We start from the raw sequence: 26,952 nt of genomic DNA, 5'->3' as shown, positions 1-26,952 counted from the left end.
ATGTCCATCGCATCTCGCCGTATTGAGACTTGTTCCGGCATTGGTTCTTCCAGGTTTTCAGTGCTGGGACGCCGATTTAAAAAGGGTGCTGTAATTGCTGCTTTAGGCGGCATAATTGCGCTGGTAGGCTGTACGACACCGCAAAGTGGGCGCTATTTTGTTTTGGCCCCGGCGGCGTCGCAAAGCAAGGTTCAATCTGGCGTGGTAAAAGCGGTTTTGGGGGTGGGGCCTATTTCATTTCCGTCCCATCTCGATCGCGCGCAACTGGTTTTGCGGACCGGACAAAACGAGCTTTATTTGCGTGAAAACGATAAATGGGCAGAACCGCTTCGCGAAACGGCACGGCGCGTTCTGATGCAGGATTTGCAGGACAGGCTGGCCCCAAAACGGATGGAGGCGTTTCCGTGGAACAGTCGCGATGGTGTGGACTGGCAGATTGCCGTTGATGTTTCAAACTTTGAAGCCCAGCCTGACCGGACAGTCCGCCTGAATGCTCAGTGGAAGATTATTGATGCTTCCAGTGGTGAAATTGTTCTGTCAAATCAGTTTGATCAGCGTATTAAACCGGCATCGGCTGACAGTGCCGATATTGTTGCAGCCATGAGCGTGCTTTGGGGCCGTTTTGCCGATAATATTTCCACGGCGTTTACTCGGTCCTGACGTCGCGTTGCTCTGAGTCTGTGCAATGCTATACGGCAGATTAGGGCTGTAGACTGTTGGGGTGCTGTTTCGTGCGTCAAAAATAGCAGCTGCCAGCAAGCACGGCATAATTGGAAAAAATCTATTATACATAATGAATTAAGTTAAGTTTTGCGTGTGATAGCGGCAATAGGGTTAGGTCTTTGGTGCTAATGCTGTGTCGCAATCTGTTGTTTTATATAATTCTATTGGGTATCCTGTCTGCAAGGGGGAAAATGCCCTCGTTTTGGGACATGCAGCTGCTGCTTTCCGTGGTTATTCGCCGATACAGGTAGTTTTGGGGAGCCAGGTTGCATCATGCCGGTGACAACAGCCTATACGTACGAAGTACGTGTTCGGCGTGGAGATCGTTGGATCATCCATGCCACATATAACACAGACAAGGAAGCCGTCGCAGACGCCGAAAACGTGTTGCGCGGTAAAGTGTCGGCCGTTCGCGTTGTTCGGGATTGGGAACGCGAGGATGGGCGGCATATTGAAAAAGTCCTTCTGGAAAAGGAAGGGCAGGGCGAGGGCGATAATGATCCTGTTCGGGTAACAGCAATTGAGGATGCAGCCCTATGCGAAACAGATGAGGATTTGCTGGGCGTTGAAAGCCGGGCAACCATCAATCGTTTGTTGCGCAAATATTTTGAACAGGAAGTACTGACCCCGACCGAGGTGATGTACAATTTTAAAAACCTGCGCAAATTGATGTATCATGACACATTACTGCCAAGTGCCGTTGACAGGGTTGCGACGATTCATTCGCGCACCACTGAAGGTAATCATATTGAAGCCTCAAACAAGCTGCATCGTGCCATCGATACGCTGGCTGCGCGGGCACGCCAGGTTGAGAAATACGACCTGCCGCAGTTTGAAGACGCAACAATAGCCGAGGTCCGCCGCGAAATTCAAAGCCTGCGCCTGGCAGAAGATACCGATTTTCTGACAATGGTGGCATTGACGCGTGAGTTGTCGTCTTCGCGCAGCTGGATTGGTAAACTTGATTTTGCGTTGAAGGTTAAAGGCGACCCCAAAGATGACCATGCCCGGGCAATGGTCGATGATGTTGTTGCCGATATCCTCGGGTCTCCTGTGGCATTAAAGGATTTGCTTGGTCCATCGCGCAGTTTTGGCGATGCCGTTTTGCTTCACATTGATCTGGCGATGGGCAAGGCAAATGGTAATCGTGGTGCTGCACAGGACGTGCTGGATTTGCTAAATCCGCTTTTTTCTGCCGGTCTTTTGCCAAAAGCACAATTTGTGCTGTTTGATTATATTGCCCGCGAACTGAAAAGTGCCAACGCCCTCTCACGCCAGGATGATGGTGCCGATCAACTGGTACAAATTCTGGATCGGTTGTTAAATGCCGAAGGTGTTGTTTTTGGGCAGCCCATGGTTGAAGCACTGGTGGAACGTGGTGCAAGGGTTCGCAATGTTGGCGGCAGCCGCGCCTTTGGCGAGGGGGTTGAGGAAATTGTAAGCTGCCTTGCGCCGGGGTGGCGTCGCCTGGCATTTTTGTCCGATGTGACACAAAATGACCGCGCGGCCGGTATCGAAACAGAGCTTGCCGAACTTACCCGCAAAACGGTTGCCGATATGCGCGGGTTGCGCGCATTTTGTGGACCGGAAGCAAAACCGCGCGAAAAAATGGCGCTGGTTACCCGCATGCACGATAAGGTGGGGCGCTCCAATTTTGTTGAAGATTTGAAGCATCATCTTAGTGAAAAACTGGACACAGGCCTGGCTGAATATCTTACCCGCGAAAAAGTAATCGAGCGGATTGACAACCCCGACCTGCATTTACGCCAGCGTGCTTATATGCTGGTTAAATTTTGCTCCAGTGGCGTGCTGATCGAAGGAAAGTCGGCAACCATGGCCCGAAAGCGCGTGGTCAGTTATTTACGGCAACCTAATTTTACCGATCATCTTGTCGATGATTTACAGGATTCCGGTGAAAAGGAAGGAACCTTGCGCGATTTTTATGCTCTTTTACAGCGTAGCGGGTTTTAACGTCCCCGCCTGTTTATAACATACCGCGCCTTTGCAGCGCCCGTGGCCCGAAATGCTGCGGGCGTTTTTTATTGCGGAGCTGCATCGGCGCTTTAAATTGTAATTGGCAAAATTAGTGGGCTGTTTGTCATTGTTGCCAATGCGGCGATCAGTCAAAATGGCATGACCTACACAGGAGCCCCGCCAATGCCAATCACTGTTTCCTCGCCGACGTCTGTGCGGCTTATTGCCTGCTATGCCTTTGATAATGTTATGAGCCTTGATATCACCGGGCCATTGCAGGTTTTCGCCTCTGCCAATGTGGAGTTGATGCGCCAGGGGCAGGCGGCGGCTTATGAAATTATGGTTTTCGCCGAACAATCCGGCCCGGTTCAAACTTCGGCGGGTATCCGTTTGCATGCTGACATGGCACGCCGGGATGTTGACCTTGACGTGGTCGATACAGTGCTCGTGCCTGGTGGGGACGGCATCGACCGGGTTCGCCGGAATGTTGATGTTTTAAACTGGTTTCAGTCAGCAGCGGATTTGGTGCCACGTGTTGGTTCGGTTTGTTCGGGGGCATTGGTTCTGGCGGCAGCAGGTATGCTGGATGGTAAGGTGGCAACAACCCACTGGTCGCGTTGCGATGAAATGCGCACAGCCTATCCCCGAATTGGTCTGGTTGAAAATCGTTTGCATACCTATGACCCCACTGGTCTTGACGGCGATGCCCACATTTTTACATCGGCCGGGGTCACCGCCGGGATCGATCTGGCCCTTGCCCTGGTTGAACATGATTGTAGCAGATCGATTGCACTGGCAGTTGCGCGCAGGCTGGTTATGTTTTTAAAACGTCCGGGCGGGCAGGCACAATTCAGTGCCTATCTTACACCGGCAATCGGCGCTTCTGCCCAGTTGGCCGGCTTGCTGGAATGGCTTCCGGCAAATTTGCAGGCTGATTTGTCTCTTGATGCCATGGCACAACGCGCTGGTATGTCCCCGCGAACCTTTTCGCGCGTTTTTACCCGTGACATGGGGTTAACCCCGGCCCGTTATGTGGAAAGGGTGCGCGTCCAAGCGGCGCGGGGGCTTCTTCAGGCCGGTGATATTTCAATTAACCGTGTTGCGCGACTGTGCGGTTTTGGGCATCCCGAAACCATGCGCCGAGCATTTCACCGTCATTTGTCCATCAGCCCGCAAGATTACGCTGAACGGTTCGGTATGGCTGATTTTGATGGCATTAGTACCGTTTTGGTCTGACCGCCAGGTCTTTTTATAATTCATTCCCGTTTTTGAAAGTTGGCAACATGCTGTTACTGACCAATGGGCAGGTGCGCCTGCTTTTTATCGCGCAGGCATTATACTGGTTATGTTCGATGGTGGGTATCACGCTGACATCGCTGGTCGGGGTGCAACTGGCGCCCTATGCAGGTTTGGCAACTTTACCGCTGGGTTTGCTGGTTCTGGGCAATTTGGGCGGTGTGCATCCGTTGTCTTTATTCATGCAGCGCCGCGGTCGTCGGGCAGGTTTGATGGCAGGTGCCTGGTTTGGCGTTGCCGGGGCTGCCATTGCATCGTTTGGTGTTTATGTGGGTGATTTTACCATCTTTTGCCTTGGCGCGTTGCCAATCGGTATTTATCAGGCATCGGCCCGATATTATCGCTATGTCGCGCTGGAAGCTGTTGAGAATGCCCATAAGGGGCGGGCCGCGGCCTATGTGACCGGTGGCGGGGTGTTGGCGGCCCTTGTGGCGCCTGAGCTTGCTGTGTGGTCGCGTGATGCACTGGTGGTGCCGTTTTTGGGGGCGTATCTGGCCATGATTGTGATGGCTTTGCTGGCGATCCTGTTATTGACAGGCGTGCAGCAGGGAGAAATCCCCGCGCGCATTCCCAATGGTGGGCAAGTGATGCGCGACCTGTTGCTGCGGCCAAAAATATTTGCGGCGGTGTCAATCAGTGCAATTGGTCAGGGCGTTATGGTCCTGGTGATGACGGCGACACCCCTGGCCATGAAATTTTGCGGTTTTGATGTGGCCCAATCCTCAGAGGTAATCCGCTGGCATTTTATTGGCATGTTTTTACCGGCCTTTGTCGCAGGCCCCCTGATTGACCGATTCGGGGCGCGAAAAATTGCCGGTATTGGCAGTGTCATTTTGCTGGCAAGCGCGCTTGCAGCATTGCTGGGTATTGGTTTTGGGCATTTCCTGTTTAGTTCTTTGCTGCTGGGCTTGGGCTGGAACCTGATGCTTCTGGCAGGAACAACCCTGTTGGGCGAAGGCCACACCGCGGCAGAGCGGGGCCACGCGCAGGCATTAATGGAACTTGCAAATGGTATTTTTGGGGCGATGGCATCTTTTGCTGCCGGTGCTCTTATCGTTGGTGCAGGCTGGGATGCCGTTAATATCGGGATGATGCCTGTTGTTTTGGTCGGGTTAGCTATTTTGCTGGTTTCGGGGCGCATTCGTTTGAAATCGGCACGGGGATAATTGCTGATTTGGTTAAACAAAAAGACCCGCCGGAATAAAACCGGCGGGTCAGTTGTGTGGGGCGCAAAATACGAAAATGTAAACGCCCCGGCGCGATCATGTGCAATCAGGCAAAACCGGGTAGTGGCCGCCAGATTACAGGTGATAAAAAAGCCAGCGATTACGCTGGCTGCAAGGACATTGCGGGGCGGTGTGCGGCGACGAATTCCTTGATTTTTTGCAGAACCTGATCGCGAGAGGTGCTTTCGCGGGTCTGGAAAAGAACTTCGCGTTCACGGATCACAATGCCCAGATAAACCGGGTCGGGACGGTCTTCATGCTGAAGTTTCAGGGTGCGTAAAACATGGCCATGGTCATCGGTGCTTTGATAGACGGTCCGCATAAAATGCTCCTGGGTGTCTTTCTGTCACATCGGGTGGCGGGTGGCGTTAAATGTCATCCCGTAGGCTGACCTTATGCCAGAAATTCTTTTCCGGCCCGTGACAGCTGTGTGATTGTTTGAAGACAGTCACGAAAAAGTGCCCACGGAAATTGCGTCTGTCTCTGACAGAAAGGCAAAAGCTGTGTCATGGTTGAAGCCAACTGAGGCAGACCCCGATGATATATTAGGATTATCCTTACCATGATTGACCTTTACACATTTGGCACGCCAAACGGGCGCAAGGTTTCTATTCTTCTTGAGGAGCTTGCTGTTCCTTATAATTTGCATGTTGTTGATATTGGCAAGGACGAACAGTTCGCGCCGTCTTTTCTGGCGATTGCCCCAAATAACAGAATCCCTGCACTGGTGGATCAGGATGGACCTGGCGGCAAACGGATCGATATCTTTGAAAGTGGGGCGATTCTTATTTATCTGGCAGAAAAATATGGAAAATTTATTCCTGCCGATCCCCATGCGCGGATGGAATGCATCAAATGGCTGATGTGGCAGATGGGCGGATTTGGCCCGATGTTGGGGCAGGCGCACCATTTTTTGCGTGCCGCAAAGGAAGATGTGCCATATGGCAAGGCACGCTATGTTGCTGAGGCCAAACGTTTATACGGGGTGATGGACAGGCATCTGGCGCAAAAACATTTTATGGCAGGAGACGAGTATTCGATTGCTGATATGGCCTGCTACCCGTGGGCCTGTCGCCATGAATGGCATCAGGTTGACCTGACCGGGTATCCGAATGTTAGCCGGTGGAAAAAAGAAATTTCAAACCGGGACGGTGTCGCACGTGGCATGGTGGTGCCGAATGATCGTTAAGCTGTCGTCCTGCGGTTGAATAGTGGGTGTCTTGTGACGGGTCAGGTCTGATTTTTTGCAAAAAATGTCGCTAAATGCACAATAGTAAAAAGAAAACTGTCCTGACCCGGTTTTGAGGCATTGACAGTATCGGATCGGATGTTTAAGAAAGGCGGCGTTCCACACGGAACACCACTCAAAACGGGCAAGTGGCCGAGTGGCTGAAGGCGCTCCCCTGCTAAGGGAGTATGGGGTCAAAAGCCCCATCGAGGGTTCGAATCCCTCCTTGCCCGCCAGTGATAAAGGCTCCCTTAAAGGGAGCCTTTTTTCGTTTGGGATATTCACTATTTTGGCGTTCAGGCGGCAAAACAGCCGCGCAACAGAACCTGAAATGAAACCATTTTGATTATGTCGTCTGCTGGGATTCCCATTCCCGTTTCAGTAAGGCGTATTGCATTGTGTTTTCGTAGATGGGGGTGCCGGTTTCGTCGTTTTTGAAGGACACAAACTCGATGAAATGCCCTTCTTTTCGCATCCCCAGCTTTTGGCAAAGGCTTTCCGAAGGGGTGTTTGTGTCTTCGACATAGGCATAAAGGCGTCGGGCGTTTTGTGCCGTGAAAAGATAGGTGAGAAGGGCTCTGGCAGCTTCGCTGGCAAAGCCGTGTCCCTGGAAATCCGGATTGAAATTCCAGCCAATGGCAAATACGTCCTTGTCGTGCTTTTCGGCCACGGCAAAGACATCACCTATCAGTTTACCCGAGCTTTTCTCGCAGACAGCGATGTAATCGTCACTTTTGCTGCGCTTCTCAGCTTCGTCGTTGGCTTTTAAGGGGTTATCAAGCCGCAAAGACAGAAAGCAGCTTGCGGTTGGCATATGCAAATAGGCATAAAGACCATCTGCATCGTCTTTTCTGAAATTCCTCAGAATAAGACGATCTGTTTCCTGCGTTTTCATGTGGCCTCGTTCGCAGCTTTAAACCGGCCATTACGACCCGTCAGGCTGTTTAGCTGAATGCGTTAAAGGTGATGATGGTCTGGGTGTCCTTGATATTGGGCAGGGCGTGAATTTTTTCGTTCACATAGCGGCCAATATCCTGTCCGTCTTCGATATAGACTTTGACCAGTAATTCAAACGGGCCGGAAATCGAATAGACTTCGGAAACACCTTCGACCTCTTCTACCAGCGCGGCGGCAACGTCATAGGCTTTGCCAAGTTCGCATTTCACGAAAATAAAGAAGGGATGCATGGTGGCGTCTCCGCAATGGATTAAACAAGCGGCCAAGCTAGCTTGGCTGGCGCGCCGTTTCAATAATTTGTGCAGGGGCAGGGTGAATTAGGGGCAAGCAAACCTGCCGGAATTGATTATTCGCCAATCGGGCGGCGGCGTAACCGTTCAAGATGTTCGATCCGGTCGCGAACATGATCCGGATTGGCGCGGCCAACACCTTCCAGTAATGTTTCAAGCAAAGCCATGCTTGCAGCCGCACTGTCCCAGGTTGTTGCTGTTTCGATTCTGACGGGAAAAACATGTTTGGCAAACCGCGCAATCGGGCTTAGCCACTGATCGGTAAACAAAACAACCCTGGCACCCTGTTGCGAGGCGGTTTCAGCAAAGGTAATAACATCATGCTGATAGCGCCGGACATCAAACACCAGCAAAACGTCTCGTTTGCCGATATCAAGCAAGTCTTCAGTCCACTTGGTATTCTGACCGGAAACACGGCGCACATTGCCGCGCATTGAACGTAAATGTTCATAGGCATAAACCGCCAATGCCGATGAAAACCGCCCTCCCAGTACATAAACAGCGCGCTTTTGGTCGGCCAGAAGCTGAACGGCACCTGCCAGTTCGGTGGGGGCAATATTGGTGAGTGACGAGCGGATGTTTGATGTAACCGCGTCAATCATATGATGCAGTAATTCGCCCATCGGGTGGCCGGTTGCAGCCACGGCAGCACGGGGAAGGGCGCTTCGCGTAAGGGGGGATTGCAGCCGTGCCTCCAGTTCACCGCGCAGGCGCGATTGCATTTCGGGGTAGCTTTCAAACCCCAGCTTACCTGCAAATCGAAGCACAGTTGGGGCAGAAACCCCACATCGTTCGGCAAAGGTGGCAACAGTTTCAAGGCCGGCCATCGGATAATGACCAAGCAATGCCTGCGCAAGTTTACGTTCGGAAGCCGTCAGGTCGTCCGCTTTTTGCGTGATCAGTTCGGCAACACTGGGCCGGGTGGTTTTTTCCATGGCGTCCAAATCGGTGATTCCCGTGCGGTAAAGCTGGAAAGGGCTGGTTTTGCAAGCAGCGGCAAGCGGTGGGAAGGTTCCTATAGTTCATCTTGCTCAATTTGTCACATCACCTTGGATGGAATTGTAATGAATTTTACATCAACTAACAATCTTGTCATTCAAACAGGCTTGATGTAACGTTCATTACATAGAGGCAAAAATGCCCTATGCCACCAAAGGTGGCGCGAATTAAAAATGGCTGTCTGAATTGGCAGTTGATCGCCCGGGAGGCGGCACAAACGTAACGTCCATTGTTTCGGCAATGCAGGGGTTGACGTCATATGGGATTTTGCCCGCAAGAAGATGCATTTTCCTTGCATCACTTGAATCGACCATTCTTAAGGCAGGTTGCTTTGAGAACTGGTGAATTGCGGCTTTTATCACAACCCGATAGCCATGCCTGCAACGCATGGTAGTCATTTTGTGTTGCAGGCATGACATGCCGGTTGGCCAGCCTTGATCCAGAATCTGATGTGCCGGTTTTAAAGGGCCGGCACATAAATAGAGACCAAGACATCGGGGAATGGGATTGTACGATGCCTGAAGTGATTAAAGTCTATGTCCGGTGGGTGGACCGGATAAACCGCATTATCGGGCGGTTTGCCATGTATCTGATTTTTGCGATGCTGGCGGTTCTTTTATATTCTTCCTTTACCAAGGTTTTTCTGTTTCCTGCTCTTTGGACACTGGAAACGGCACAGTTTTTAATGGTTGCCTATTTTTTGCTGGGTGGTGGTTATTCCATGCAGCTTGACAGCCATGTGCGCATGGATTTGTTCTACGGATCTTGGAAGCCTAGGACCCAGGCCATTGTTGATGCCATAACGATTCTGCTGCTGATTCTTTATCTGGCATTTCTGCTATATGGCGGCATTTCCTCTACCTCTTATGCGCTGCAGTATAACGAAACCAGCTATTCCAGCTGGTCGCCGCCTATGGCACCAATCAAGGTGATCATGACGTTTGGCGTGTTCATGATGTTGCTGCAGGCGATTGCGACATTCTTTCGGGATCTGGCCCGTATTCGCGGGGAGGTTCTGTAATGAGTTATGAAATGATTGCATTGTTGATGTTTGCCTCAATGATGCTGCTGTTATTGACCGGCAAGCGCGTTTTTGGCGCGATTGGTGTTGTTGCGGTTGTGTTTTCGCTCGCCCTGTGGGGCGATGGCGGGTCTGAAATGGCCTTTAGTGCCGCGATGAAGCTGATGAAATGGTATCCGCTTCTGACCCTGCCGCTGTTTATTTACATGGGCTATATGCTGTCTGAATCGGGCATTGCCGATGATTTGTATCGTATGTTCCATGTTTGGATGGGGCCGGTGCGTGGCGGCCTGGCAATTGGCACAATTGTGCTGATGGTGGCAATTTCGGCAATGAACGGCTTAAGCGTTGCCGGCATGGCCATAGGGGCCAGTATTGCCATGCCCGAGCTTTTGCGCCGCGGTTATGACAAGATCATGGTGACAGGCGTCATCCAGGCGGGAAGTTCGCTGGGTATTCTGGTGCCGCCCAGTGTTGTCCTGGTGCTTTATGGCATGATCGCGCGTCAGCCTGTCGGTCAGCTTTGGCTGGCGGGGGTTTTCCCCGGACTGATGATGGCAGGCCTGTTTGTATTGTATATTGCGGTGCGGTGCTGGTTAAAGCCTGAAATGGGACCGGCCCTTAGCCGTGAAGAACGTGCTGCTGTTAGCTGGTCGGAAAAGGTCAGTTTGCTGAAGGCCGGTTTGATCCCGCTGTTCATTTTCTTTTCCATGACCGGTCTGTTTTTGATGGGGTACACCTCGCTGGTCGAAAGTTCGGCCGTGGGGGCATTGGCGGCAACGCTTGCGGCAATATTCAAGCGCCGCCTGACATCCCATGTGATGGAAGAAACCCTGCGCAAAACCCTATCCATTACCTGCATGTTCATGTGGATCATTCTTGCTGCCCTATGTTTTGGTGCGGTGTTTGATGGTCTTGGCGCCGTGCGTGCGATCGAAAATTTCTTCGTCGATCAAATGGGGTGGGGGCCATGGCAAATCCTGATCCTGATGCAGGTATCGTTTATCATTATGGGTATGTTCCTGGATGATACGGCGATGCTGGTGATTGTTGCACCGCTTTATGTGCCATTGGTCGGCCACCTTGGTTTCGATCTGGTGTGGTATGGCGTGCTTTATACCATCACCTGCCAGATCGCCTATATGACGCCGCCTTTTGGCTATAACCTGTTTTTAATGCGGGCGATGGCCCCGCCGGAAGTTACCCTTAAAGACATTTATCAATCCATTACGCCGTTTGTGTTGATCATGGTTTTGGCCCTGGTCCTAGTGATGGCGTTTCCGCAGATCGCCTTGTGGTTACCCGGTGTCCAATACGGTCACTGATTACCCGCAGATGCGCTATTGACCTGTATTTCGTGACAATCCGAATGCAGGTCCAACAAACAGAAACCATCCGAGGGACCGATACTTGAGAAACGGAGAGGGGCGGTTTCGCCGGTCTGGCGAGCCAAAATTGCGGGGAAAATCCCGCCTGTTTATTGATCAGGGAGATAAAAAATGACTTCAAGACGCGAATTTTTTAGAAAAGCAGGGTTGGCCACCGCCGCAGCCGGAACAACGGCATTTGCTGCCCCCTATGTGAAGGCGGCAAATGCGAAAATTACCTGGCGTTTGCAAACCTATGCAGGCCCGGCACTGGCGGAACATGTGATTAAACCGTCGATTGACCGGTTTAATAAAATTGCCAATGGCGAAATGGAAATTGAATTGTACCATGCCGACCAGCTGGTGCCGACGGGCGAGCTTTTTCGCGCCATGCAGCGCGGCACGATTGATGCGGTACAGTCCGATGATGATTCGATTGCCGCACCGGTTGATGTGTCGGTTTTTGGTGGTTATTTCCCGTTTGCATCACGGTACAGCCTTGATGTGCCGACCCTGTTTTACGAATACGGCCTCGATAAGATCTGGGAAGAGGCCTATGACGAAGTGGAAGGCGTCAAATGGCTTTCCGCCGGGTCGTGGGACCCATGCAACTTTGCCACGGTTGCGCCGATCAAAAGTCTGGCAGACCTTAAAGGCAAACGTATTTTTACGTTTCCAACAGCAGGTAAATTCCTGTCACGTTTTGGCGTGGTCCCGGTAACCTTGCCATGGGAAGATGTGGAAGTCGCGGTGCAAACCGGCGAGCTTGATGGCATTGCATGGTCGGGTATCACCGAGGATTACACAGTGGGCTGGGCCGATGTGACCAAATATTTCCTGACCAACAATATCTCCGGTGCATGGTGTGGTTCGTATTTTGCCAATGAAGAACGCTGGAATGAATTACCTGACCATTTAAAGGAACTGTTCCGGGCCTGTATGGACAGCTCGCATTACCACCGGCTTTACTGGTATTGGGCGGGGGAAGCCAAGCTGCGCACCCAGGGAACCAAAATGGAACTGACATCCATCCCTGATGCGGAATGGAAACAGGTCGAGGCCGAAGCGCATAAATTCTGGGATGAAATAGCGCAGACCAGCCCACGATGCGCCAAGGTTGTTGAAATTCTCAAGCAATATGCCGAAACCATGGAAAAGGCGGGCGCACCTTATCGCTATAGCTGATTCTGCCGTTGGTTATCTGGCGGGATAAAGTGTTGCAGGCAGGTATTCCTTTGTAATGCCTGCCTGTTTCCCGGCTGATCGTGTGATGTTTGGCGTTGTGATTTTGACTAATTGTAATAAATTATACAAATAAATCACATTATTGAAAAAATGATGGAATTTTGTAAAATTTGTTACAATAATATCTGTGACATCACCGCACGAAGAGGCGGAAAACCATAAAATAAAAAGATCGATCCTTGAAAAACGATCAAACAGGAGGCCGCCCATGGAGGCGAAACAGGTTAAAACTGCCGAAGATGCCCGGAAATTAATTGAAGAACGCCAGATCAAATATGTGAAGGTCGGTGTTTTTGATGTCGACGGTATTATGCGTGGCAAATACATGCATAAGGACAAGTTCCTGTCGTCGTTGAACGGTGGTTTTGGCTTTTGTGACGTGGTGTTGGGTTGGGATTCCAATGATCAGCTTTATGACAGCGCCAAATTTACCGGCTGGCATACGGCGTATCCTGATGCGCCGGTGCGCCTGTTGCCCGAAACCTGCCGTGAATTGCCGATGGAAGAAGACACCATTCTGTTTTTAGGTGAATTTGACGGCGAGGCGGAAAATGTATGTCCGCGTGCGGTGTTGCGCCGGGTCTTGAACAAGGCGGCAGATATGGGCTACCGCGCCACAGCTGCGTGCGAGTTCGAGTTTTTCCTGTTTGAAGAAACCCCGCATAGTGTGCGCGAAAAAAACTATCGCGACCTTAAAAATATCACGCCGGGCTTTTACGGCTATTCGATGTTGCGAAGCTCGGTTCATGCCGAATTTTACCGTGACCTTCTTGATCTGGGCGAGGCCATGGATTTTCCGATTGAGGGGCTGCATACTGAAACCGGGCCAGGAGTTTTGGAAGCAGCCATTGGCCATGATGATGCCCTGCGTGCCGCCGATAAGGCAGCCCTGTTTAAAACCTTTACCAAGGTTCTGGCGCAGCGATCCGACTGGATGGCGACCTTTATGGCAAAATGGTCGCCAGAGTGGCCGGGGCAGTCCGGTCATATGCATGCATCCCTGTTTGGCATAGAGGACGGAAAATCCGTTTTCTTTGACGATGCCAAGCCCCACAATATGTCCGATGAAATGCGCTGGTTTGTTGGCGGGCAGCAAAAACTGATGCCGGAATTGCTGTCGATGGTGGCTTGCACGGTAAATAGCTATTCCCGCCTTATTCCCGGTTTTTGGGCACCAACCAATGCGACATGGGGTGTTGAAAACCGAACCACGGCCTTGCGGGTGATTCCCGGTAGCAGTAAATCGCAACGGGTGGAATATCGCATTGCGGCGGCGGATATTAACCCTTACATCGCGCTGGCGGCTTGTATTGGCTCGGGTTTGTGGGGCATTGAACATAAAATTGAACCGACTGCTGCGGTGGTTGGCAATGCTTATGAACAGGAATTTCCCGCTGAATTGACAATCCCGGCGACACTTTATGAAGCAGCCGGAAGGTTGCGCCAGTCAAAGGCAGCTAACGATTTGTTCGGGTCGAAATTTGTTGAACATTACGCCCAGTCGCGTGAATGGGAAGAACGCGAATTTCGTAAAGCGATAACCGACTGGGAAATGCAGCGCTATTTCGAAATTATCTGATTTTTGAAAAATTATATTTTTTCAGAAGTTTGCGCTGTTTTTCTTGCATTCTACATCATCAAGAATCAACCAAGACCTCCATCTTTATTATCCTGTGAGGAATAATGTCAGAGACTTTAAGAACCATCTCGCCTGTTGATGGATCTGTTTATGTCGAACGGCCATTGGCAGACGCAACGGCAATTAATAGTGCACTTGATAAAGCGCAGGATGCCCAGCGCACATGGCGTAATGTGCCCGTTGCCGAACGGCAGGAAATCTTGCGCAAAGCTGTTACTGCGTTTGTTGGCAAAAAGGATGAAATCGCTGCCGAGATTAGTTGGCAGATGGGGCGGCCTGTTTCGCAGGCCGGGGGTGAAGTCGCCGGTTTTGAAGAACGTGCCACCTATATGATCGACATAGCACCCGAAGCCCTTGGTGATTATAACCCTGGTGAAAAAGCGGGTTTTAACCGTTTCATTCGCCGGGAGGCATTGGGTGTTGTCGCTATTATTGCGCCGTGGAATTTTCCTTATCTGACAGCTGTTAACGGGGTTATTCCGGCTTTGATGGCGGGCAATAGCGTGGTGCTTAAACATTCGCATCAAACCCCGCTTTGCGCCGAACGCTTTGCCGAGGCTTTTGCCAAGGCAGGTTTGCCTGATGGTGTTTTTCAGTATCTGCACCTAAGCCATGCAGATGCCGAAAAACTGATGGGCGATCATCGCGTCGATTTTGTTAATTTCACCGGGTCTGTTCAAGGTGGCCATGCCGTGCAACGTGCCGTGACGGGTAAGTTTATTGCAACCGGGCTGGAACTGGGTGGCAAGGACCCGGCCTATATTCGTGCGGATGTCAATCTGGATCATGCTGTCGAAAACGTTATCGACGGGGCGTTTTTTAATACGGGGCAGTCCTGCTGCGGGATCGAGCGCATTTATGTGCATGAAAGCCATTTTGACTCGTTTGTCGACAAAGCAGCCGATTTGGTTTCGCAATATCGATTGGGTAGCCCGATTGATACAAACACCAATCTGGGGCCGATGGTGCGGGCCAGTTCGGCCGATTTTGTGCGGGGCCAAATTGCCGATGCCATTGCAGCCGGGGCAAAGCCATTGATTGATCCCGCCAAATTTACCGCCAACGCAGAAGGCTCCCCTTATTTGGCCCCCCAGGTTTTAATCAATGTTGATCATTCGATGCGCGTGATGAACGAGGAAAGTTTCGGTCCCGTTGTTGGTATTATGAAAGTGGCGTCGGACGAAGAAGCGATCAAACTGATGAATGATAGTGAATTTGGCCTGACAGCATCGATCTGGACGGCTGACGAGGAAGCTGCATTACGCATTGGTGATCAACTTGAAACCGGTACCGTGTTTATGAACCGGGCAGATTATCTTGACCCGGCACTGGCATGGGTTGGGGTTAAAAATTCGGGCCGGGGCTGTACCTTATCGAAAATCGGCTATGAAAGCCTGACCCGCCCGAAAAGTTTTCACTTGCGGACCAAAATTTAAGGATGGGCGCAAGCGCGCCAAAGGAAATGATCATGAGCAAACAGATTACCGGAAACTGGAATTATCCGACCCCCGTGCGTTTTGGGCCGGGCCGAATTGCCGAACTGGCTGATGCCTGCAAGGCATTGGGAATGACCAAACCGCTGCTGATTACCGATGAAGGCCTGAAAGACTTGCCGATGGTACGCAATGCCGTTGCCGCAAACGAGGAAGCCGGAGTACCAACAGGCCTGTTTGCCGGTGTAAAAGGAAATCCGGTTGGTAAAAATGTTGACGACGGTTTGGCGGTTTACCGCGCAGGTAACCATGATGGTGTGATTGCATTTGGCGGTGGATCGGGGCTGGATGCAGCCAAGGCCGTGGCATTGATGGCCGGGCAGACCCGCCCGATGTGGGATTTTGAAGATGTGGGTGACAATTGGACCCGTGCTGATCCTGACGGAATAGCACCGATTGTTGCTGTGCCGACCACTTCGGGTACCGGGTCGGAAGTGGGGCGTGCCAGTGTTATTACCAACGAGGATACCCACGAAAAGAAAATCATATTCCACCCTAAAATGCTGCCCGGCATTGTTATTTCCGACCCGGAGCTGACTGTTGGTTTGCCAGCACATATAACAGCAGCCACCGGGGTAGATGCCTTTGTGCATTGTTTTGAAGCCTTTTGTGCGCCGGGATATCACCCGATGGCAGATGGTATTGCCCTGGAAGGCATGCGTCTGATCGCTGAAGCCCTGCCGCGGGCCTATGATAACGGCGATGATATCGAGGCACGGGCCGATATGCTGGCCGCCGCATCGATGGGGGCAACGGCCTTTCAAAAAGGGCTGGGCGGTGTTCATGCGCTGGCACACCCGATCGGGGCTGTTTTTGACACTCATCATGGCCTGACCAACGCTATTTTAATGCCCTATGTCATGCGGGCCAACCGCAAGGCCATCGATGATAAAATGGTGGTTTTGGGCCGGATGCTGAACATTGCAGCCCCTGGCTTTGAAAGCATGTTTGACTGGGTTCTGGGGTTCCGGTCGCGGCTTGGTATTGTCAATACCCTGCGTGAAATTGGCGTTGATGTTGACCGTGCCGATGAAATCGCGACCAAGGCCAAGGCGGATCCGTCTGATGGTGGTAACCCGATTGATTTATCAGTGGCGGATTACGCAGCGATATATCGTCGTGCCTGTGCTGGTGAATTGGGCTGATTAACTACAGACCGGAATTTTCGGGATCGGGGGACATGTAATGGCCTTACAAATACTGATTGTTGATGGCAACCTGGCAGCAGTTAACCAGCTTAATAAATCGCTGGGCGGGTCGCCGTCAGGCGAAGGTTATGTAAGCGCCTTGCAATCGCTTGATCCCGAAATTGACGCAACTATTGTCCACCCGGCTGATGATGGACCGAATTGTTTGCCTGCCGGTGTCACCTTCACCGATTTTGATGGCATTGCCTGGACGGGATCGGCCTTGAATGCCTATTCGGACGAAATTGCTGTGACCAACCAGCTACCGCTGGCACGCGCATGTGTTGAATCGGGAGTGCCGGTTTTTGGCAGTTGCTGGGGTATGCAAATTGTGGCCCAGGCCTTTGGTGGAACGGTGCAACCTTGTAAAAAAGGCCGCGAAATTGGCATCGGGCGTGAAATAATGCTGAACGAGGCGGGGATGAAACATCCGTTATTTTCCGGACGTCCCGCCTGTTATAGTGCCATGACGGTGCATATGGACGAAGTGTCACAGGTGCCCGACGGCGCGGTCATTTTGGCCGCAAATCGCCATTCTGCTATTCAGGCGTTCGTATTTGAAACATCTCAGTATCGTTTTTGGGGTGTGCAATATCACCCGGAATATTCATTGGCTGAACTGGCCGCTATTTTTCGCCGTTACGGACAACGCCTGATCGACGCTGGATTGTTTAAGAACCAGCAGGCCCTGGATGAAATGGCCGCAGACTGGTTTACCTTGCATGAAACACCGACCCGAACAGACCTTGCATGGCGTTACGGCGTTGGTGAAGATGTTTTAAAGGCGCCGTCACGATTGATCGAATTACAAAACTGGCTGGAGTATCTTGTGCGCCCCTATCATCGGAGCCGGAAATAACGACCAATAATGGGGGCATCAGGACTGTTTGATGGCCTGATCTTACGATGGTTGTATCTGTTTAACGGCTGTTTGTGCGCGTTCCTGCACGGTTTTTAAATCCAGGTCCCACACGGTGGTGCCGTGTGTTTCTGCTGTCAGATTGGCCATTGCCAGACCTTGGGCAACAGCGCCATCAAATTCAGTGCGATTAGTTGCGATTGCGGCGGCAAAGCCGGCAAAAAAGGCATCGCCCGCACCATTGGCGTCGACAAGCTGTGTCGGTAGTGGTGCCCAGAAAGATGTTTCCCCTTTATTTAAAGCGACAATGCCCTGAGCACCGAGGGTGATGATGATCCGGGGGGCGCCTTTGGCATGTAATTTCCGAACTGCGCGTAAAGCTTCGTCGACATTGGTAACGGTTTGATCGGTTAAAATTTCACTTTCAATCCGGTTGGTAATTAACAGATCAACATCCCCAACGATTTCTTTCCATCTCTGTGCTTTGGAGGGGGAAACCGTTGCCGCACATAATGGAACACTGCCTTTGTTGCGGCTTAGCCATGCCAGTGTATCGCTTGGCAAATTGGCGTCTGCTATCCACCAATCCCATTTTTTTAGCTGGGGCAGGCGGCTTTGAAAATGCGCAGGCGTTAATTTATCGTAGGTCTCGGCATCTATCAGGCCCAGTGCCAAATCCCCTGCCATATCAAGAATGGCCGTATAACCGGGGGTGTGCTGGCCGGGCAAGCGGTCCAGAAGCCGGGTATCAACGCCAATTTCCGATAGCGACTGAACGATTTGGGTGCCGTCGCCATCCCGGCCCACAGCGCCGGCCATGCCAACATTGCATCCCAAAAGCCGTAAATGAACGGCAATGTTGCGCCCAACACCCCCTGGTTTGCGATGCAACGTTTTAACCGGGTTGGATGCCCCGGCCACAAAAGGGTTCAGGCATTGCATGGTTCTGTCAAAATGGGCAGCGCCCAGACACAGGATGTTGGCAGACAGGGACATGTGGGGCGTCTTTGAAACGGGGTTATGAAAATGCGCGGAGGCAGGCCGGTGTCGAAAGTCACATACAGGACTGATTGATAGTTATCTGTTTGCGTGCTGGCAAGGAAAAGGCCAACACCGCCCAGCCCTTATCCCATCCTTGTAACAATAAAACGGGGAGGCCGTAATTTGCCACCCCGTCATTTATTGATTAGCGGTTTCGGTATCTGTGTCGGTGGAACTGAATGCTATTTCATGATGATGCGGTCGTGTGTTGTTGGTGCCATTGGCGAATTTGCACCTATAAATTCGGCAACAGCCTGTTCCAGGTTGGGACCATAATCGTAGGCGTCGATGCCATTATCGCGAAATATGCTATAGCCATCGCCACCACGACGCATGAAATCGTTTGAAACGACACCATATTGCCGATCCGGGTTGATCGCGGTGTAGGTACCATTTTCTTTTACCATCACGTTTGACACGCGTTTGCCATCGCCTGCAGCAAGGTCTAGCTCAAATTTCAACCCGGTAATTTGCGGAAACTGGCCTTTACCATCGGCAACACCTGAAACACCGTGCTCAAGAGCCGCGATCATGTCCTTGCCAGAAAGTTTGAAGGTTGCCAGCGTGTTTTGAAATGGCAAAACTGTTATGACTTCACCCATATCAACCTTTCCGGCATCAATGCTGGCGCGAATACCGCCACCGTTTTGCACAGCTATTTGATAATCATCGCCAGCTTTCCACAGCATGGCATCGGCTATAAGGTCGCCCATGGCGCATTCCTTTGCCCGGCAACTTTCGCGTGATCCGTCGGCGGGGGTGCTAAATTCACCGACAATTTGGTTGCGAATGGCATCGACCGGGCCACGTTTGGCCTCAATCGCAGCCAATACATCGGGGGCCTGTTTTATGCTGCTATCAAGTGCGATCGGGTTGCCGTCCCATTTAACCGGGGTTCCATTATCGTCGAAGGTTACCTTCAAATCGCCGAGATAGCGGCTATAGGCATAGGCTTGAACAATTAGTACAGGATCGCCATTCGGGGTATGCTCGACCACCGGGTAGGGATAATTGGCATCTTTGGCGGTGTTGGAAAATAACTGGTTATCATGACCGCCAACAATAACGTCAATGCCGTCTACCTGTTTGGCAATTGCAAAATCACGATAGGACCCGTCATGGCCGACAACGATGATTTTGTTAATTCCTTCAAGTTTCAGTTTGGCAACGGCAATGCGGAGTGCTTCCTCGGACTTCAAGAATGTCACGTCAGGGCCGATTGAGCTGATTTCAGGTGTTTCTTCGGTTGTCAGGCCAATGATGCCAATTTTTTGTCCGCCAACGCTCAGTATTTTATAGGCTTTCACCTTTTCATGTAACGGAGATCCCGGGCCGGCAACCAGATTTGAAGACAAAACCGGTGTTTTATTGTTTTCAATAAAGCGGACCAGGTTTTCGGGGCCGTCATCAAATTCGTGGTTGCCAATGGCCATGGCATCATAGCCAGCCATAGCCATTAATTCGGCGGTGAAGTCGCCTTTATAGGTGGTGTAAAAGAGTGACCCCTGAAACTGATCACCGCCGTCAAGCAACACAACATTGTCGTCTTTTGCGCGGATATCGCGGATTGCCGTTACAAGGCGGGCATATCCGCCAAAACATTTTCCTTCGGCTTCGCCGGCCGCATCGCAGGTATTGTTATATTTCGTGACTGACTCTACCCGGTCGTGAACGTCATTTGTGTGTAAAATTCGCAGTTGATAATCAGCAAAAGAAGGTACACTGCCAAGTGTAATCATTGAACAGGCTGCCAGCAGGCCCAGTGTCATCTGTTTCATTTGTTTGCTCCGGTCAAATCGCGAAAACATCTATTAAAAATTCGGTCTTTGATATGGTAGCCAGGCGCACGCCAATGTCGACTGAAACTATGGTTACGGCATGCATGGTTTTGGGGGTGGACGCACCGGCGATCAAAACTTGTGGTTATGGCGACTGTCGGAAAGATGGCAGGGTATCTTTATGGTCTCGAAAACCGGTATTTTGGCGAGTCTAAAAAGAATCGACCCGTTGTTTATGAGATGGCAGTGGCGTTAACGCGGTGTGGGTTGTGACTTTTTCGGACAACTATCAGGCAAAGGCCGGGTAAATTTCTTGAATTTTATTTTAGTGCCTATTAAACGGGCAATGTAAGGGAAATCACTGATAGGGCAGGGTAAAGCGAACATGTTTCGATCGCGGTTCTGACCAAACGGACAGCTTTTATACCTGATAATGTTCCTCGCCTATTTACACAGGCCCATATTTTGTAGTTACCATATGGTGTCCGTATCCGGTTTTAGGGGAAAGGCGCATTCAGACCCGAATAATTCATAAAAAGGTACGGGCACAATTTTTCGATGAGGGAGTTCCGCCGTCAAGGGCACTGGCGGGAATGAAAATAAGACAATCAAACAACAGAAGGGCATCGGAATGAAAAAGCTTCTGACCACAATGGTCGCGGCTGTCGCGTGCTATGCAACGGTAGCTTCGGCTGCTGAAATCAAGCCGGCGGTTGTTTATGATCTGGGTGGAAAATTCGACCGTTCATTTAATCAGAGCGCCCATATGGGGGCCGAAAAATATAAAGAAGATACCGGCACCGCGTATCGCGATTTTGAAATCCAGAACGATTCCCAACGCGAACAGGCCATGCGTAACTTTGCGCGCCGCGGTATGAACCCGATTGTTGTTATCGGTTTCTCGCAGGCAAGCGCCCTTGAAAAAGTTGCGGCTGAATTTCCGGATACCAATTTTGCGATTGTTGACTCGGTTGTTGATCTGCCGAATGTCCAGTCGATCCTGTTCAAGGAACAGGAAGGTTCGTTTCTGGTTGGCGTGTTAGCGGCAATGGCTTCCAAAACGCACAAGGTCGGTTTTGTTGGCGGGATGGATATTCCGTTGATCCATAAATTTTCCTGCGGTTATGCCCAGGGCGTTAAATATGCCAATGCCGACACCGAAGTTTTCCAGAACATGACCGGTACGACTGGTGCGGCCTGGAATGACCCGGTTAAGGGTGGTGAATTGGCCAAATCGCAGTTCGATCGGGGTGCGGACGTTATTTATCATGCGGCTGGTGGCACTGGCGTTGGTGTGCTTCAGGCGGCGGCCGATGCCGGTAAACTTGGTATTGGTGTGGATTCAAACCAGAATGCATTGCACCCGGGTTCGGTTTTGACCTCGATGCTCAAGCGTGTTGACGTTGCCGTTTATCAGGCATTTGACGATGCTGCGAATGGCAAGTGGCATTCGGGTACCAGCGTTCTGGGCCTTAAGGATGGCGGCGTTGACTGGGCTCTCGACGAAAATAACGAGAAGCTGATCACCGACGACATGAAAGCCGCCGTTGCCAAGGCGAAAGAAGAAATCATCGACGGCTCGCTGAAGGTTCATGATTACATGACTGACAGCGCTTGCCCGATGTAAGTCGTCAAGACAATCGGGGATTTGACGTGTCGGATACGATACATTCAGCGCACGGTACCGGAAAAACCGGTACCGTGCCGCCCGCCATTGAACTGCGCGGAATTGATAAGCGGTTTGGTGCGGTTCACGCCAATAATTCAATTGATCTGAAAGTAGAAAAAGGCACCATCCACGGCATTGTCGGGGAAAACGGTGCTGGCAAATCAACGTTGATGAGCATCCTGTACGGCTTTTACCAGGCAGACGCAGGCACCATTCACGTTGACGGGACGCTTTGCAACATTAACGGGTCGGAAGACGCTATAGCCGTGGGCATCGGCATGGTGCATCAGCATTTTATGCTGGTTGAACCGTTTAGTGTGCTGGAAAATGTGATACTGGGTGTTGAAGGCGGTGCTGTACTGCGCGAAGGTGTGGACAAGGCCCGTGAAGAACTGCGCCGACTTGAACGCGAATACTCCCTTGATATCGACCCTGACGCCATTGTCGGTGAGTTGTCGGTCGGCTTGCAACAGCGCGTTGAAATTCTAAAGGCCCTTTATCGTGGGGCTGAAATTCTTATTCTTGATGAACCAACCGGCGTTTTAACACCACAGGAAGCGGACCATTTGTTTCGCATTCTGGGTACCCTGAAACAGCAGGGCAAAACGGTTGTTTTGATTACGCATAAATTGCGCGAGATTATGGCCGCAACAGACAATGTTTCGGTGATGCGCCAGGGCGAAATGGTGGCGCATCGTCATACGGCCGACACCAGCCCGGAAGAACTTTCTGAATTAATGGTGGGCCGCAAGGTATTGTTGCGTTTGGAAAAAGGCAACGCCAATCCGCAAGGAACGGTTTTACAGGTCGATAATCTGTGTGTTGATACCCGTGCGGGTGTTCGCAAGGTCAAAAATGCCAGTTTTACCGTGCGGGCAGGCGAAATTGTGGGTATTGCCGGGGTTTCGGGGAACGGCCAAAGCGAACTTTTGGAAGCATTGGGGGGAATCCGGGCCGTATCGGAAGGCCAGGTTATGCTAAATGGTCAGGATGTAACGCCTGGCCGCGGGGTTGGGCCGGCTGAACTGCGGCAGCGTGGGGTTGCCCACGTGCCCGAAGATCGCCATCGCATGGCAATGGTGACGAATTTTTCTGCCGAAGAAGCTGCTATTCTGGGCTATCAGGATGACACGGCGTATCAAAAGGGCTTGTTGCTTGATTGGGGCAAGGTTGCCGATGCTACCCGCCATATGATGGAAGAATTTGATGTTCGCCCGGTGGACCCACACTTAAAGGCGGCAAATTTTTCAGGCGGCAATCAGCAAAAGCTGGTTCTGGCGCGTGAAATGATGCGCGATCCCGATTTGTTGCTGGTGGGGCAACCTACACGCGGTGTCGATATTGGTGCGATCGAGTTTATTCATAAACGGATTGTCGCCATGCGTGATGCTGGCAAGGCTGTATTGCTGGTATCGGTTGAGCTTGACGAAATCATGTCGCTATCGGACCGTATCCTGGTGATGTGTGATGGCTTTATTGTTGGTGAAGTGAATGCCGCGGATGCAAACGAACGGGTTCTGGGCCTGATGATGGCGGGTGTAGACCCGAAACAGGCAGAAGCGGAGGCCGGAAAATGAGTGATACCATCCAACTTCCGCGCTGGATTGACGTTGGCGTTTTGCCATTGATGAATCTGGTGCTGGCCTTTCTTATTTCCGGGCTGGTGGTGATGGCCATTGGCGAAGACCCGACCGAAGTTGTGCGCATCATGCTGTATGGTGCATTCGGGTATGAAGAGGCCGTTGGCTATACCCTTTATTATACCACCAACTTCATCTTTACCGGGTTGGCTTTTGCTGTCGCGTTCCACGCCGGGCTTTTTAATATTGGTGTTGAAGGTCAGGCCTATGTCGGTGGTTTGGGGGTTGCACTTGCAGCGCTCTATTTGAACTGGCTGCCATTTCCGGTGATGCTGGTGGTTGCTATTGCGGCGGCGGCCCTGTTTGGCGCGGCATGGGCCTATATTCCGGCATATTTGCAGGCACGGCGTGGGTCTCATGTGGTGATTACCACCATTATGTTTAACTTCATTGCATCGTCGCTGATGGTGTATTTGCTGGTGAATGTATTGCGCCCGCAAGGCTCGATGACACCCGAAAGTGCTGCTATCGATGAAAACCTTACATTGCCTTACATCCATAATATGGCAGCTTGGTTTGGCATCGATATGGCCAGCAGTCCGCTCAACCTGTCCTTTGTTTATGCATTGGTGTGTTGTGTACTGGTATGGCTGTTTATCTGGCATACGCGCTGGGGCTATGCCATTCGCACCGTCGGTGCCAATGCCGCAGCTGCCACCTTCGCCGGCATAGAACCAGGGCGCTACATCATTATGGCAATGATGATTTCCGGTGCGCTGTCTGGCTTCATGGCACTAAACGAGGTGATGGGCGTTCAGCACCGACTGTTGATCGACTTTACCGCAGGCTATGGCTTTGTCGGTATTGCGGTGGCCCTGATGGGGCGTAACCATCCGTTTGGTATTTTTCTGTCCGCCCTGCTGTTTGGCATGCTCTATCAGGGCGGGGCCGAACTTTCGTTTGAAATTCCAACCATTACCAATGACATGGTGGTGGTTATTCAGGGGCTGGTTATTCTGTGTACCGGGGCGCTGGAACATATGTTCCGCCCGCGTGTGACCCAGATGTACACGGCATGGCGTTTGCGCCAGAGAACGCAGGAGGCCGCGTGATGGACAATTTTCAAATGATTGTGCTGTTGCTTGATGCAACAATGCGGACCTCCACCCCGCTTATCCTTGCTGCCCTTGCCGGGATGTTTTCCGAACGGGCAGGGACAATTAACCTGGCCCTTGAGGGTATGATGCTCGGCGGGGCCTTTTCAGCGGCTTGTGTTGCCTATTACACAGATAGTCAGTGGCTGGGCCTGGGTGCCGCGGTTTTGACTACAATGGCGCTGTCATTGTTACATGGTTTTGCCTGCATCACGCATAAAGGCAACCAGGTTGTGTCGGGCATGGCGATTAATATTCTGATGTCGGGGTTAACGGCCCTTGTCGGGATTGCCCTGTTTGCGCAAGGGGGCAAAACACCGGCGCTGGATCATTCTGCACGTTTTCAACCCATTACCTTGCCGGGGGCAGATGCTGTTGCTGATGTGCCGATCCTGGGCTCGCTGTATTCCGAACTGATCAGCGGTCACAACATTCTGGTTTATGTTGCGTTTCTGGCCGTTCCCGCTTCCTGGTGGATTTTGTATCGTACCCGTTTCGGTTTGCGCCTGCGGGCTGTGGGGGAAAACCCCGGCGCGGTTGACACCGCTGGTATCAGCGTGGTTGGCATGCGCTATAAATCTGTTTTGTGTAGCGGTTTTCTTGTTGGCATTTCCGGGGCGTATCTTTCGACCGCACAGGGTGCTTCGTTTTTATCGGACATGACGGCAGGCAAGGGCTATATCGCGCTGGCGGCCATGGTGTTTGGTAAATGGCGGCCATTCCCGGCGATGTTTGCCTGCATTTTATTTGGCTTTCTTGATGCGGCGGCAACCCGTCTTCAGGGCGTGGTTTTACCTGGTATTGGCGAGGTACCAGTGCAGCTGGTGCAGGCACTGCCCTATATTCTGACGGTAATTTTGCTGGCGGGCTTTATTGGCCGTGCGGTGGCCCCAAAATCGCTGGGGCGTCCTTACGTCAAGGAACGTTAAAATTTTGTGGTTTATGGGGCGGTGCCCCGACTGGATGAAGAAATGATTGAAAATAACTCGGCTCATAGTGGCGCAAAATTGACTGCACCAGATGATCTGGTGGCTGCGGCACAAGCTGCGCGCAAAAATGCTTATGCGCCGTATTCCAAATTTATGGTTGGTGCGGCATTGCGAACCGATAATGGTGTGGTCATTGCGGGCTGCAATGTTGAAAATGCCGCCTATCCCGAAGGCGTATGTGCTGAAGGTGGTGCCATTTCGGCGATGGTTTTGGCCGGTGAACGCAAGATTAACGAAATTGTGGTGGTGGGTAGTGGCGACGTTGCCTGTACACCCTGTGGCGGCTGCCGTCAGAAAATTCGCGAATTTACCGGCCCGGACGCAACCATTTTTGTGATTAACGAAGCCGGAAAAACCCTGCTGACATTAACCCGCGAAGAGCTGATCCCGCATTCCTTTGGGCCGGAGAATTTGTCATGAGCGATATTGAATCTGCCCTTGCTGTTATTGCCCAAAAAGCACCGGGCTTTAGCGCTGATGTTGCGTTGGTTCTGGGAAGCGGGCTGGGCGGTGTTGTGGATGCGGTCAGCGATGCCATTACCATCAATTATGCCGACTTGCCGGGGTTTCCCAAACCAACTGTGGTCGGGCATGGCGGGCAACTGGTGCTGGGGCGGATTGGCGCCGTATCGGTTGCTGTAATGCAGGGGCGGGCGCATTATTATGAACATGGCCGGTCAGACCTGATGGCGGAACCGTTGGAAGTTTTACGCAAGCTGGGTGCGGATCGCCTGATTTTAACCAATGCGGCGGGGTCTTTGGTTTCCGAAGCAGGCCCGGGAAACCTGATGCTGATCACTGATCATATCAGCCTGTTTGGGCCCAACCCGTTAATTGGCTATCATGGTACGGACCGTTTCGTGGATATGAATGTTCCCTATGACCCGGAAATTGGTGCAGGCCTGCATCATACGGCAGCAGAGCTTGGTATTGCCCTGTTTGAGGGAACATATGCCTGGTGTACTGGTCCCAGCTTTGAAACGCCTGCCGAAATTCGGGCGTTGCGGGTAATGGGGGCCGATGCGGTTGGTATGTCGACTGTGCCGGAAAACATTTTGGCCCGACGTCTTGGTTTCCGGGTGGCAGCGGTTTCCAATATTACCAATCTTGCTGCCGGCATGAGTGCAACAGCATTAAGCCATGAACAGACACTGGAAATGGCGAAGGAAGGGTCGGCAAACCTGATCCGCATTTTGCTGCGTTACTTTGCCCGGAGCCATTAACAACAGTCCGCTAT

24 protein-coding genes and 1 tRNA gene are annotated in these 26,952 nt (G+C 51.7%); 19 read left to right on the top strand and 6 right to left on the bottom strand.

Translation table 11 applies throughout. The annotated features are described in order from the left end of the window. From J4E05_RS02210 to J4E05_RS02195, 4 genes are all read left to right on the top strand, one after another. The gene (locus J4E05_RS02210) at window positions 1-660 is read left to right on the top strand and encodes a PqiC family protein (protein ID WP_349592061.1); all 660 of its coding nucleotides are present in this window, start codon (window positions 1-3) and stop codon (window positions 658-660) included. A 336-nt stretch (window positions 661-996) separates the two neighbouring features. After that, window positions 997-2,694, top strand: coding sequence for a hypothetical protein (locus J4E05_RS02205; RefSeq protein ID WP_349592059.1), 1,698 nt, complete (start codon window positions 997-999; stop codon window positions 2,692-2,694). 186 nt (window positions 2,695-2,880) lie between these two features. Then, a complete protein-coding gene (locus J4E05_RS02200) occupies window positions 2,881-3,933 on the top strand; it encodes a GlxA family transcriptional regulator (RefSeq protein WP_349592057.1) in 1,053 nt (350 codons plus the stop codon). Between the two features lie 47 nt (window positions 3,934-3,980). After that, window positions 3,981-5,159, top strand: coding sequence for an MFS transporter (locus J4E05_RS02195; protein ID WP_349592055.1), 1,179 nt, complete (start codon window positions 3,981-3,983; stop codon window positions 5,157-5,159). Between the two features lie 160 nt (window positions 5,160-5,319). Here the strand turns inward: J4E05_RS02195 and J4E05_RS02190 are convergent, their stop codons facing one another. Continuing rightward, window positions 5,320-5,541: a hypothetical protein gene (locus J4E05_RS02190; RefSeq protein ID WP_085595415.1), complete on the bottom strand. Its 222-nt coding sequence runs from the start codon at window positions 5,539-5,541 to the stop codon at window positions 5,320-5,322. A 240-nt stretch (window positions 5,542-5,781) separates the two neighbouring features. On the opposite strand from J4E05_RS02190, the gene J4E05_RS02185 reads away from it, so the two are divergent. Then, on the top strand, window positions 5,782-6,408 hold the full coding sequence (locus J4E05_RS02185; RefSeq protein WP_349592052.1) for a glutathione S-transferase N-terminal domain-containing protein: 627 nt from the start codon (window positions 5,782-5,784) through the stop codon (window positions 6,406-6,408). A gap of 182 nt (window positions 6,409-6,590) precedes the next feature. Continuing rightward, a tRNA-Ser gene (locus J4E05_RS02180) sits at window positions 6,591-6,683 on the top strand. Window positions 6,684-6,793: 110 nt separating this feature from the next. Here the strand turns inward: J4E05_RS02180 and J4E05_RS02175 are convergent. The 3 genes from J4E05_RS02175 to J4E05_RS02165 all read right to left on the bottom strand — a co-directional run bounded on the left by J4E05_RS02175 (window position 6,794) and on the right by J4E05_RS02165 (window position 8,629). Continuing rightward, window positions 6,794-7,342, bottom strand: a complete 549-nt coding sequence (locus J4E05_RS02175; RefSeq protein ID WP_349592050.1) for a GNAT family N-acetyltransferase — start codon at window positions 7,340-7,342, stop codon at window positions 6,794-6,796. 49 nt (window positions 7,343-7,391) lie between these two features. Continuing rightward, window positions 7,392-7,634 carry an Lrp/AsnC ligand binding domain-containing protein gene (locus J4E05_RS02170; protein ID WP_085586171.1) on the bottom strand — a complete coding sequence of 81 codons (243 nt, stop codon included), beginning with the start codon at window positions 7,632-7,634 and terminating at the stop codon, window positions 7,392-7,394. A 116-nt stretch (window positions 7,635-7,750) separates the two neighbouring features. Further along, window positions 7,751-8,629, bottom strand: a complete 879-nt coding sequence (locus J4E05_RS02165; protein ID WP_349592047.1) for a MurR/RpiR family transcriptional regulator — start codon at window positions 8,627-8,629, stop codon at window positions 7,751-7,753. 578 nt (window positions 8,630-9,207) lie between these two features. Here J4E05_RS02165 and J4E05_RS02160 point away from each other — a divergent pair. The 7 genes from J4E05_RS02160 to J4E05_RS02130 all read left to right on the top strand — a co-directional run bounded on the left by J4E05_RS02160 (window position 9,208) and on the right by J4E05_RS02130 (window position 17,504). After that, on the top strand, window positions 9,208-9,714 hold the full coding sequence (locus J4E05_RS02160) for a TRAP transporter small permease subunit (protein WP_349592045.1): 507 nt from the start codon (window positions 9,208-9,210) through the stop codon (window positions 9,712-9,714). Next, window positions 9,714-11,039, top strand: a complete 1,326-nt coding sequence (locus J4E05_RS02155) for a TRAP transporter large permease (protein ID WP_085592912.1) — start codon at window positions 9,714-9,716, stop codon at window positions 11,037-11,039. Before J4E05_RS02160 ends, J4E05_RS02155 begins: the two co-directional genes overlap by 1 nt. A 174-nt stretch (window positions 11,040-11,213) precedes the next feature. Then, window positions 11,214-12,266, top strand: a complete 1,053-nt coding sequence (locus tag J4E05_RS02150; RefSeq protein ID WP_085592914.1) for a TRAP transporter substrate-binding protein — start codon at window positions 11,214-11,216, stop codon at window positions 12,264-12,266. A gap of 268 nt (window positions 12,267-12,534) precedes the next feature. Beyond that, window positions 12,535-13,905 carry a glutamine synthetase family protein gene (locus J4E05_RS02145; protein ID WP_349592043.1) on the top strand — a complete coding sequence of 457 codons (1,371 nt, stop codon included), beginning with the start codon at window positions 12,535-12,537 and terminating at the stop codon, window positions 13,903-13,905. A 104-nt stretch (window positions 13,906-14,009) separates the two neighbouring features. Then, a complete protein-coding gene (locus tag J4E05_RS02140) occupies window positions 14,010-15,401 on the top strand; it encodes an aldehyde dehydrogenase family protein (RefSeq protein WP_349592041.1) in 1,392 nt (463 codons plus the stop codon). 32 nt (window positions 15,402-15,433) lie between these two features. Next, window positions 15,434-16,603, top strand: coding sequence for an iron-containing alcohol dehydrogenase (locus J4E05_RS02135; RefSeq protein ID WP_349592039.1), 1,170 nt, complete (start codon window positions 15,434-15,436; stop codon window positions 16,601-16,603). 40 nt (window positions 16,604-16,643) lie between these two features. Beyond that, the gene (locus J4E05_RS02130) at window positions 16,644-17,504 is read left to right on the top strand and encodes a type 1 glutamine amidotransferase (RefSeq protein ID WP_349592037.1); all 861 of its coding nucleotides are present in this window, start codon (window positions 16,644-16,646) and stop codon (window positions 17,502-17,504) included. A gap of 42 nt (window positions 17,505-17,546) precedes the next feature. Here the strand turns inward: J4E05_RS02130 and J4E05_RS02125 are convergent, their stop codons facing one another. Together J4E05_RS02125 and J4E05_RS02120 are read right to left on the bottom strand one after the other, a co-directional pair. Next, window positions 17,547-18,500: a PfkB family carbohydrate kinase gene (locus J4E05_RS02125; RefSeq protein ID WP_349592035.1), complete on the bottom strand. Its 954-nt coding sequence runs from the start codon at window positions 18,498-18,500 to the stop codon at window positions 17,547-17,549. A gap of 227 nt (window positions 18,501-18,727) precedes the next feature. After that, on the bottom strand, window positions 18,728-20,323 hold the full coding sequence (locus J4E05_RS02120; protein WP_349592033.1) for a bifunctional metallophosphatase/5'-nucleotidase: 1,596 nt from the start codon (window positions 20,321-20,323) through the stop codon (window positions 18,728-18,730). A 631-nt stretch (window positions 20,324-20,954) separates the two neighbouring features. Between J4E05_RS02120 and J4E05_RS02115 the strand changes: the two genes are divergently transcribed. Genes J4E05_RS02115 through J4E05_RS02090 form a run of 6 tightly spaced genes read left to right on the top strand, consistent with a single transcriptional unit; the run spans window position 20,955 to window position 26,938 of the window. Beyond that, a complete protein-coding gene (locus J4E05_RS02115) occupies window positions 20,955-21,950 on the top strand; it encodes a BMP family lipoprotein (RefSeq protein WP_085592928.1) in 996 nt (331 codons plus the stop codon). Window positions 21,951-21,976: 26 nt separating this feature from the next. Further along, window positions 21,977-23,569, top strand: a complete 1,593-nt coding sequence (locus J4E05_RS02110) for an ABC transporter ATP-binding protein (RefSeq protein WP_349592031.1) — start codon at window positions 21,977-21,979, stop codon at window positions 23,567-23,569. Continuing rightward, window positions 23,566-24,684 carry an ABC transporter permease gene (locus tag J4E05_RS02105; protein ID WP_349592029.1) on the top strand — a complete coding sequence of 373 codons (1,119 nt, stop codon included), beginning with the start codon at window positions 23,566-23,568 and terminating at the stop codon, window positions 24,682-24,684. The genes J4E05_RS02110 and J4E05_RS02105 overlap by 4 nt, the downstream gene beginning before the upstream one ends. Further along, window positions 24,684-25,655 (top strand): ABC transporter permease, encoded by a 972-nt coding sequence (locus tag J4E05_RS02100; protein WP_349592027.1) that lies wholly within the window; start codon window positions 24,684-24,686, stop codon window positions 25,653-25,655. The genes J4E05_RS02105 and J4E05_RS02100 overlap by 1 nt, the downstream gene beginning before the upstream one ends. Window positions 25,656-25,697: 42 nt before the next feature. Further along, the gene (gene cdd, locus J4E05_RS02095) at window positions 25,698-26,135 is read left to right on the top strand and encodes a cytidine deaminase (RefSeq protein ID WP_349592025.1); all 438 of its coding nucleotides are present in this window, start codon (window positions 25,698-25,700) and stop codon (window positions 26,133-26,135) included. Continuing rightward, window positions 26,132-26,938 (top strand): purine-nucleoside phosphorylase, encoded by an 807-nt coding sequence (locus J4E05_RS02090; protein WP_085592936.1) that lies wholly within the window; start codon window positions 26,132-26,134, stop codon window positions 26,936-26,938. The genes cdd and J4E05_RS02090 overlap by 4 nt, the downstream gene beginning before the upstream one ends. Window positions 26,939-26,952 lie beyond the last annotated feature (14 nt).

Source organism: Thalassospira sp. NFXS8, from assembly GCF_040148805.1.
Lineage (GTDB): Bacteria > Pseudomonadota > Alphaproteobacteria > Rhodospirillales > Thalassospiraceae > Thalassospira.
The sequence above is the reverse complement of the archived record's forward strand: the minus strand, read 5'-3'. Positions and strand labels throughout refer to the sequence as shown.